This is a genomic window from Oceanobacillus picturae (assembly GCF_000612865.1).
GTDB classification, from domain to species: Bacteria; Bacillota; Bacilli; order Bacillales; family Amphibacillaceae; genus Oceanobacillus_B; species Oceanobacillus_B jordanicus.
This window is the reverse complement of the sequence record NZ_CCAX010000005.1, coordinates 1-8,535: the sequence shown is the minus strand read 5'-3', so window position 1 is coordinate 8,535 and position 8,535 is coordinate 1. Positions and strand designations below refer to the sequence as shown.

The window sequence follows — 8,535 nt, the reverse complement described above, 5'->3', positions numbered from 1 at the left end:
TGGCTCAATTTCGCCATAGACAAGTCATTACTCTTTTTAATGCTATTTTCGCGAGAAACTACATGTTCTTTTTCATTTTTTCTGGCCAAGTTTCCCTCTCCCCTCTTACAATGTAAAAAACACCCCTCACTACGTGTATTATATTAACAACAATACTCTTACGAGTCAATTAAATGTGTATCAAAATACATAAATACACATTTAAAAGGTGAAAATTTACATGGTTAAGGGAGACATTTTACACAGTTAAGGGAGACATTTTACACTTTTAAAACTCAAACTCCTTGGGCCCCAAGGAGTTTGGCTTGACCTAAATATAATTAAAGTAATTAATCTAAAAAAAATAATAAGTACAACATAAAAAAACAGAAATCCCTTTATAAATAAAAATTATTTAAGTTATTTTCTATTTGTTCATCGGTAATACCAATATATTTCAATGTCACCTCTGGATGTGAGTGATTTAAAATCATTTGTAATTCAGCTACATCTTTAAATTGTTTATAATGCCAATACCCAAATGTTTTTCGCATGGTATGTGTTCCGACTCCATCATTAATATCAACCATTTCCGCGGCCTTATTAAGCTGTCTGTAAGCTTGTATTCTACTTATAGGCATGTTTCCCTTCCGGCTTGAGAAAAGCCACTCAGAGGTCTTTATTTGGCATTCTGCAAAGCTTTGTATTTCGTCGTATATGTTTGTTAGGTGAATAACTCTAGGTTTTTGGGTTTTCCCCTCTCTTACTGTGATTTTTTTCTTTCCTTTAACATGCTTTACTTTTAGTTTTAATAGATCACTGACACGGAGACCAGTATTAATACCAATTAAAAACATAATGTAGTCACGTTGGCCACACCATTTTTGGAGGGACCATTTCATATCTTCAATTTTTTCTAATGATCGCATAGGCTGCACATCTTTAATTTCATCTTTTTTACTGATAACTCTCTCCACTTTATAAACATCTCCCAAAACATAGTAAACCAGCGTTTTGAATGTAACATATTTACCTGATTTTCTATCACACTGGACTCTTTTTACAAACTTAGTATTATAGTGATTTCTAAAGTAACATAATTGTTATTATGTTACTTTCATTTGAATTGCAAAAAAAGACGATTAAATTAACTAGAATCAAGTCGCCTTTTTTTAATAAAGAGTAGTAGGTGCATTAATGCTTAATGCACCTACTACTCTTTATTTGTGACCTTAATATAAATAAAAGCTTGTCCATAATTAGATAAACACTTATTTATATTCTGGTTCTAAAATTGTAATTACCATAACTTGTTCATCACCTAAAGGATCTTCATCGAAATTAATAACTACATTTCCGTCACGTCTTTCTGCACCTCTCCCGATACTACCCTTTATGTTAAACGCTAATTGTTTCCAACTGCGTTTTGTCATCTTATTAAATCGTAACCGTACTTGCTCAACGCTGTATGCTCTTTTTAAACATTCTGCTATTTCTTTATCAGCATTTTCATATGTCCATCTTCGGTCAATACAGATCTTTTCATCACCTATTCTTTCTAAGGCATGACTATGAAAATCTATAATCTCATATTCTAGTAATTCATCAATAGTGAACTCCCCTATAATCCTGTCAAGTTCATTTAGGATTTTTTGGCTTTGCTCCTCCGGTATGTTGTACAGATTAATTCCTTTTTCCTCTATGATTTCTGATTCCAATCGTTGTATAGAGTCTTCTAAAGACAAAAATTGCTTATCAGTTAATTGTACAACCTTTTCTGTAACATCTATGGTGTACTCTACCTGATCTTTAGTTATTATTTTCCTCTTTGTTTTCAAAACTTCCCTCGCCCCCTAAATTGCTATACGGCTGAATGAACGTGTGAGACACTCCATTCAACTTTAGCTGTAATCTTTTTATTAAACCAACATCTTCAAGTTCTTTAAACCAGGAACTAATTGTTCTAGGAGATTTGCCAAAGTAGTCAGCTATTCTTTGTATGTCATGATAACATTCACCGGTTTTATTATTAGAATGAAGCCCTATATAGATAAATAATGAAATTGCTCCTCCCGATATTTTTGGTAGGTAATATTTGAAATCCTCAAATACTGGGAAGAAGCCTTCCTTATTAAAAAAATTTTTATCTCTCCATTGGGAATGATTTCTTCTTAATTCAGTTGCTTGGATTCTTTTGTCACTATCCATTATATTATACCACCCTTTTTTTACCATTCACCTATATATTATAGTTAGTATTGCATTTTTTTTCAAATAGCAACGAAAAAAATTGCATACTAACTATAATTATTATAACTATAGTGTATTAAATGTTTTCTCAATACTACTTTAGTAGTATTGAGAAAACATTTAATACATAGGTTCCTGTTTAAAAAAAGATTAAAAAAGTTATAATATAAGTAAGTAAAGAATTATATCTTAATAGGGGGGAGAAAAATATGATTCAAGCAGAAAGGATTAATACAATGATTGCTTATCCTAAAGAAACACAATGTTTTTGTGGTGAAAAAGCTCATCTTAAACATAAAACTGTGGCGAATAAATTTGAGGATCGGGTAATCAATGTTATTAACGTCCCTGTATATGAATGTTCTTCTCTTCATAATAAGATGGCTCGAGTTACACGTGTAAAATTAAAGTCACTTTTAAAAGAAGCATATAACCTCGGAAAATATGAGATTGAATATAAAAATTAAGTAGTTGAAATTGGCTATATAATAAATCAATATACTTTTTTGCTATTTTAGCATTATCGGCATAAATAAAAAAGTAGACACCTGAGTGTCTACTTTTTTATTTCCAAAATTCCCACCATTTTTTTTCTTTTGCTGCAGCAATTTCTTTTTTTGTTTCTTGGATCTGTTTTATAGCACTTAATAACTCGCTATCTCGCCTATCAATTGAGTTCTTTATGTAATCTTGCTGTTCTTGAAGCTTCTCAAGCACTTTATGATTGAATTGCTCTTGTTGCTCTTTAAATTCCTCAAATTGTTGTTCTACAGTCTTTACTGGTGGTTGGTGGTTGGATGGTTGTTCTTCTACTACAAAAGGAAACTGTTGCGCTAATATATCGTCAATTTCTGGTGCTTGGTAATCCTCATTATAAAGAGCCGCGATTTTCTTCAATATCGTAATAGTATCAGGATGGTATTTTTTCGTTCTCCCTCTCGTATCATATCGAAAATAATCCCTAAATTTACTTACGTATCTTCTTATGGTGGTTTCAGGAATCTTGGTAAGTTCACTTAATTCACTAATAGAAAGCCATTTTTCCATAGTCCCCCCCCTTTAATTACCAACTATACACTAACCACCTTCCAGCCACCACCACCATTTTAGTATGTGTTTTATGCTCAGCAAGATAGAATAACAAGCCCATAAATACTAACTAATCCTATAATATGAAGACATATTCATTTTTTCCGTTTAACCGACCAATTTGCTATTTCTTTTGCCTTCTTTTCAAATTCCTCCTCACTAATCTCTCCGTTCAAGCTATCCAAAATCAATTCTTCCTGTTCTTTTGAAATAATCAATTCTTCCATGGCTTGAGTTGCTTTTACATATTCCATCGCTTTATTCACTTACCATCCCTCCTATAATCTGTCTCGCCACGGTCTCTTTTTATTACTCAAAAAAAAGCCGTTTCTTGCAGTGTTTTAGATAACATCCTACTTTTTATTGTTTTCCAGTCATTCCAGAGAAGAGACTTTAACTTCTTTATTATCTAAGGTACCGAGGTTTCAATTCAACTCTTCCAGCAATTTATCCGATTCTTGTGAATTTTCCACTTTATCGCTCAAGTTCACCCTTTTCTCTTTCCTAAAAAAATTAATAGATAATAGACCCAAATGATAAAATTTAAAACAATCTAAGTTGTTTTAAATTTTATTTTGCTATTCTTTTCTTCCGGATCTCCTCAATCACTGGGAAAAATATTTGTTCTTCCAGGCTTCCGTAAGTATCATCCAACTTTATTCTTTTCCCATCAAATAAACAAGCATCTAAGAGATATGGGATTCGAGGTTGAGCATACCAAGATATATCTTGAAGCTCTGCCCATACGTATTCACCAAACTCTTTTGAATGACCATTATGCTCGATACATTCCCATATTTGTTTTTTCTTAACATCTACAAAACCTTGAAAAACGTTCTGGCTAACGATCTCCCACCACATTTCAGCTCGTACAGATTCTTTATTTTCACTTTCTTTTACAACATTTGTTGTGTTTTGATTCAAATTAATATCTTCTGGAAGTTGAGACTGAATAAACCTCCACAAATCTTCTTCGTTAATTCTCCATCCTTCTTTACGTGAAGTCGGAGAGATGCCTTTGATCCTTCCGTTTCGTAACCAACGGCGCAAACTCTCTTTATGAGTGGTGATTTTATACTTTTTTAATAGTTCCAGAGCTTGATCAACAGTATAAACGTCCATAACAGACCTCCTCATTAACACAACAATTGTTGTGTTAAGCAAATAATACAACAATTGTTGTGTTAATGCAAGAAAAGTTTACTCATAAAAGTCATTAGCGTTGTAAATCCGTATTTCCTTTATAAAAAATTTTCACTTTATCGCTCAAGTTCTTCTTGTTCTTTTTCCTTTCTCTTTTGTTTTTGTTCTTCTCTATGTTCTTTTTGCACTCCTGCAAAGGATTGGGCACCAAAAACCTCCTCTTGATCAGTGAAAAACTTTTTATAAAGCTCCATCCCCATTTTCTCCAAGACTCCGACCTTCACTGCCCCCACTTTCCTCCCAATCTCTTGAACCTGGTCTTTAAATAGCACTTTGCATTTTTCGATCGTACGCTTCCAAAATTTAATCTCCTGTTTTAATTCCTTGTTTTCTTGTTTCAGCTGTCTATTTTCCTTTTTTAATTGCCGATTTTCTTTGTTCAAGGAGTTTAATTCTCCTTCAATACGTTTATTTTGGACATAGATAGCATTATTTTGCGTTTTAAGCGTTTCTGAGACCTTCGCTAGGGTTTTGATGTTATCGAAGTCAGAACTGGCTAATTTTACCGTTTTGGGACCGATTAAACCACTCTCTTTATATTCGACTTGTTCAACTAGTTTAGAATGCTCTACTGAGCTTGTTAAATCCTTCAATTCCGTTTGAATTGCTTCAATAGATGCTTCCACCTGCCCTTTTTCTTGTTGCTTTTCCGTCAGTTCTGATTCCAATTCATTCACTTTCTCTTGAACCGTTTGGAGTTTGAATTTGGCTGTATCTAAATGCTTCCTATCACTAGAGATGCCCCGTTCTAAATCAAACCCATGCTCTTGCATGTGAGCATGAAAATCATCCTGCAGCTGATGCAATTGTTGTTTTTTTCCGAAGAAGTCTTTTGCTGATAATCGGTTATCCTCGGTGATCGGCACCATCCCTAAATGCATATGGGGCGTTTTCTCATCTTTGTGCACCATGGCGTAGGCTATATTGTCTTTCCCATAACGTTCTCCAATAAAATTACGAGCCACTTCGAAGAAGCGTTTTTCTTCTTTCTCTCCAATTCGGTCAAAAAAGTCTTTATCCGACGTGATCATAAAACTGGCAACCTTGACTGCATCCTTTCTTACTTTTCGTTTGCTCTGGTCCACACGTTCGTCAATCATCCCTTTAATCTTCTCGTGATAATCAATAGAAGATGGATTCTCTAGATCATAATTGAGATGAGATCGATCTTTTTCAATGTCCGTATTGGTGTCACTTTCTTTTTCTCTTTGATTATGTATTTGCATTCCTGTAACGCCATTGCCCTTCACTTTCTGCATATGAATGACCGCATAACTCAAGATGAAGCACTCCCCTCGTCAAAAGATTCCTAAGGAAAGTGTAGCACACTACACTTTGCAAGCAAAGTTACGGTGCTCTCCGAGGCAAAAGATTAAAACCGGTTCGCCTTAGGCGAATTAAAGTAACTTCGGCTGCGGAACTTGTACCTGCAGCCGAAGTTACTTTTTAGAAAAACATCCTCATAAGATTCGGTTGTTTTTACTTAACCCAAATATCAAATGAACAAAAGCACATAAATTAATACCGGTTTCGAAATTTTGATTTCAAAATTGAATTTCATTTTCATTAGTATCCTCACTTCTTTCCCTAAAGGGATATGATATTTATTTTTTATTGATGTTATCTTCTAATAATCCTTTATTTTTTTATAACTTTTTGGGTTCTCCCTTTCTGAACCTTAAACAATAGTCAAAACGAAATCAGACTAAAAAAGCCACCCCCTTTAGGCGACTCAACGAATTTCATATGAATTTATGACGTTTTTTACAAGTAATATCACAGCTATTAAAAAGCTTAGACCAAAAAAGTGCCATAGTAAGATTTTTACCTTTTTGATATGATAACGGAAATTGGATTATATAAAAAGAAAAGGAGATGTTCTATTGTTTTTTAAACCAAATAAAAACGCGGATAAAAAAAGTATTAATATAGCTCTTTTTTGTACGTTTATTTACTGGGCTGGATTTTTATTAATAAATAGTATTCTTGAGTTTTTTGGTAAAAATATTAGTGTTAACTCTTTTTTATTATTAATCACAGGATTAATAATATTTTTTGTAAGTGAGTATCTATCTAAGCTTATAAAGTATAAAAAAACAACGTAAGCTGCGGCTTACGTTGTTTTTTTATTACGATTACTGAGATGAACAAAAATAAGAGTTTGTGGCTCCTGAACCTATTTTTGTTATGATAACACCTTTTCCTTTAGAATTACAGTTGTTTAGTCCAGCTACGCCTAACACCGGTACTGCTGCTATCATTAAAGTTAATGCAGTCGGACTTTTACCAAAAACCTTAGCTATAGCTGTAGCTGTAGCCCAAAATCCACCGTGTAAACCTGCTAATTTAACTAATTTATTTATTTTAGCATTACTAATTTTGTATTCTTTATAATTTATAACTCCCATTGGTTGTATAGTGGATTCTTTATTTTTAGTTATTTCACCAGTATCTTTATTCACATACATACTCAAAATTACTAAAGCATCATTCTCTGTTAAAGAAGTAGTCTTCTGATCGCTATAATTCAAAATTGAATTATACAATTCTTTTGCTTCTTTACTCAATTTATTTACTTCTTCTTGAGAATTAGACGATAGGTTCTCCATATCCAATTTTTGATCTAACTCATTAATGACATCAATTAAAACCTCAGTATTTTCAACTTGTTCTTTAGTTACCTTACTGTAAATACTAGATGCTTGAGCTACGCCTGGGACACCTAATGACATAAGCAGAACCAATGACATAACAACTAAACCAATCTTTTTTAACATAAAAACTTCCTCCCTATTCCCCTTTTTTTTTTTTTGGAAATCAATTTCCATGCTATAAGATTTCTACAAGAATAAGCAAAATACCTCTTTTTTGTATAAATTTGTTAATAATCCGACAAAATACCTATAATCATTAAGATAAAACTAGCTATAATTTTCTGTTTTTTTACTGAAGAATTATTCTACTAAACTATCAATTAAGTATCGTCCCAATTCACGCTATGAATTAGCAAGTCTGCGTATCATAAGGATCTGTCAGGGGAGTCGTCACCCTCTTTTTTCTATTCATCTAACCAATTGTAATAGAAGGAGGTATCTCTCCCCTTTTCTTTTTCTAATAACTTGTTTAATTCTTTTAGATTATCATTAGCTTTAGAAATTAAATCATTAGCTTTTTCGTATGTAATGCAAATAGGCTCAGTTGTATGCGGAAGCATCTCTTTAATTTCTTTTACGATATTTATTGCCCGTTGACGATTTTTTTCATCATTTAGATCAACAAAGACAAGTGAATCCTTAATAACAGTATCAACCGTTGTCCTTAGCTCTTTTATTTGTTTCTTTGTTGCACTTTTTTTATTTGTTCCAGTAGACCAAATTAAATCAAAACCAACAATTGCACGACCTTCTTTTTCTTCCTCATACCTTATATCTAATTCTGTGAATTTATTGATTTCAGCAATTGCAACATCAAGCACACCACGTTTGAATTGAGCTGTATTTTGATATGTTTTTCTATTTTCTACACTAAATAACTTCATTAAGGATTCTTTGGGAATAAGTTTATGCCAGTAACCATAATGTGCTCTTAAATAATCATATAGAGTCCAACTAAAACCACTTTTAAATTTAGAGGTGACAGTTAGATCAGTTGTTACATATTTTTCTTTCAGTTCTAAAATATGTGGAATCATTTTAGAATTCCATTCAAAAATAAAATGTCCTTTGTCATATTCCATGCTTGAAAAAGCATTCCAAAATTTAAATTTATCATTTTCTAAATCTTGTGTTGATACTTTTAAACCTAAAATCTTGTCAGAATCCTCGTAGGCATCTTTTGTTCGATATTTTTCAATGTTAAACTTCTTTTCAAAATCAGCCTTTATAAACTCAGTTTTTCCATCCTGCTGCGTTGAATAGATCGCATATGCCAAGAGTTGCATCTGATTAAGTGTTAATCCCTGGCTCAATTTCGCCATAGACAAGTCATTACTCTTTTTAATGCTATTTTCGCGAG

At 32.7% G+C, this 8,535-nt stretch carries 11 protein-coding genes; 2 read left to right on the top strand and 9 right to left on the bottom strand.

Annotated features, from left to right (window positions below; translation table 11 throughout):
- Positions 1–377 precede the first annotated feature (377 nt).
- From BN988_RS18230 to BN988_RS18220, 3 genes are all read right to left on the bottom strand, one after another.
- On the bottom strand, positions 378–908 hold the full coding sequence (locus BN988_RS18230) for a tyrosine-type recombinase/integrase (RefSeq protein WP_036578760.1): 531 nt from the start codon (positions 906–908) through the stop codon (positions 378–380).
- Positions 909–1,250: 342 nt separating this feature from the next.
- Complete coding sequence (locus tag BN988_RS18225) at positions 1,251–1,817, bottom strand: hypothetical protein (RefSeq protein WP_036578753.1); 567 nt, start codon at positions 1,815–1,817, stop codon at positions 1,251–1,253.
- On the bottom strand, positions 1,789–2,187 hold the full coding sequence (locus BN988_RS18220) for a helix-turn-helix domain-containing protein (protein ID WP_051558121.1): 399 nt from the start codon (positions 2,185–2,187) through the stop codon (positions 1,789–1,791). Before BN988_RS18220 ends, BN988_RS18225 begins: the two co-directional genes overlap by 29 nt.
- Positions 2,188–2,438: 251 nt before the next feature.
- Between BN988_RS18220 and BN988_RS18215 the strand changes: the two genes are divergently transcribed.
- On the top strand, positions 2,439–2,696 hold the full coding sequence (locus BN988_RS18215) for a hypothetical protein (RefSeq protein WP_036578752.1): 258 nt from the start codon (positions 2,439–2,441) through the stop codon (positions 2,694–2,696).
- A 97-nt stretch (positions 2,697–2,793) separates the two neighbouring features.
- Here the strand turns inward: BN988_RS18215 and BN988_RS18470 are convergent, their stop codons facing one another.
- From BN988_RS18470 to mobV, 4 genes are all read right to left on the bottom strand, one after another.
- Positions 2,794–3,276 (bottom strand): DUF3967 domain-containing protein, encoded by a 483-nt coding sequence (locus BN988_RS18470; protein ID WP_051558119.1) that lies wholly within the window; start codon positions 3,274–3,276, stop codon positions 2,794–2,796.
- A gap of 137 nt (positions 3,277–3,413) precedes the next feature.
- Entirely contained in the window at positions 3,414–3,584 is a 171-nt protein-coding gene (locus BN988_RS19030) for a hypothetical protein (RefSeq protein WP_155988336.1), read from the bottom strand.
- Between the two features lie 304 nt (positions 3,585–3,888).
- On the bottom strand, positions 3,889–4,440 hold the full coding sequence (locus BN988_RS18205) for a helix-turn-helix domain-containing protein (protein WP_036578750.1): 552 nt from the start codon (positions 4,438–4,440) through the stop codon (positions 3,889–3,891).
- A gap of 137 nt (positions 4,441–4,577) precedes the next feature.
- Positions 4,578–5,801, bottom strand: coding sequence for a MobV family relaxase (gene mobV, locus BN988_RS18200; RefSeq protein WP_051558117.1), 1,224 nt, complete (start codon positions 5,799–5,801; stop codon positions 4,578–4,580).
- Between the two features lie 603 nt (positions 5,802–6,404).
- Here mobV and BN988_RS18195 point away from each other — a divergent pair.
- Positions 6,405–6,626, top strand: coding sequence for a hypothetical protein (locus BN988_RS18195; RefSeq protein WP_036578749.1), 222 nt, complete (start codon positions 6,405–6,407; stop codon positions 6,624–6,626).
- A gap of 30 nt (positions 6,627–6,656) precedes the next feature.
- Here BN988_RS18195 and BN988_RS18190 read toward each other — a convergent pair whose 3' ends face one another.
- Both BN988_RS18190 and BN988_RS18185 read right to left on the bottom strand, forming a co-directional pair.
- On the bottom strand, positions 6,657–7,298 hold the full coding sequence (locus BN988_RS18190) for a hypothetical protein (protein WP_036578754.1): 642 nt from the start codon (positions 7,296–7,298) through the stop codon (positions 6,657–6,659).
- Between the two features lie 281 nt (positions 7,299–7,579).
- The coding region (locus BN988_RS18185; protein WP_036578748.1) for a replication initiation protein at positions 7,580–8,535 on the bottom strand (956 nt) is incomplete at its 5' end.

Bases quoted from the DNA above. Each gene is read 5' to 3' on its own strand.
- BN988_RS18230 (WP_036578760.1), bottom strand. From the start codon at position 908: ATGCGATCATTAGAAAAAATTGAAGATATGAAATGGTCCCTCCAAAAA.
- BN988_RS18205 (WP_036578750.1), bottom strand. From the start codon at position 4,440: ATGGACGTTTATACTGTTGATCAAGCTCTGGAACTATTAAAAAAGTAT.
- BN988_RS18215 (WP_036578752.1), top strand. From the start codon at position 2,439: ATGATTCAAGCAGAAAGGATTAATACAATGATTGCTTATCCTAAAGAA.
- BN988_RS18220 (WP_051558121.1), bottom strand. From the start codon at position 2,187: ATGGATAGTGACAAAAGAATCCAAGCAACTGAATTAAGAAGAAATCAT.
- BN988_RS18470 (WP_051558119.1), bottom strand. From the start codon at position 3,276: ATGGAAAAATGGCTTTCTATTAGTGAATTAAGTGAACTTACCAAGATT.
- BN988_RS18190 (WP_036578754.1), bottom strand. From the start codon at position 7,298: ATGTTAAAAAAGATTGGTTTAGTTGTTATGTCATTGGTTCTGCTTATG.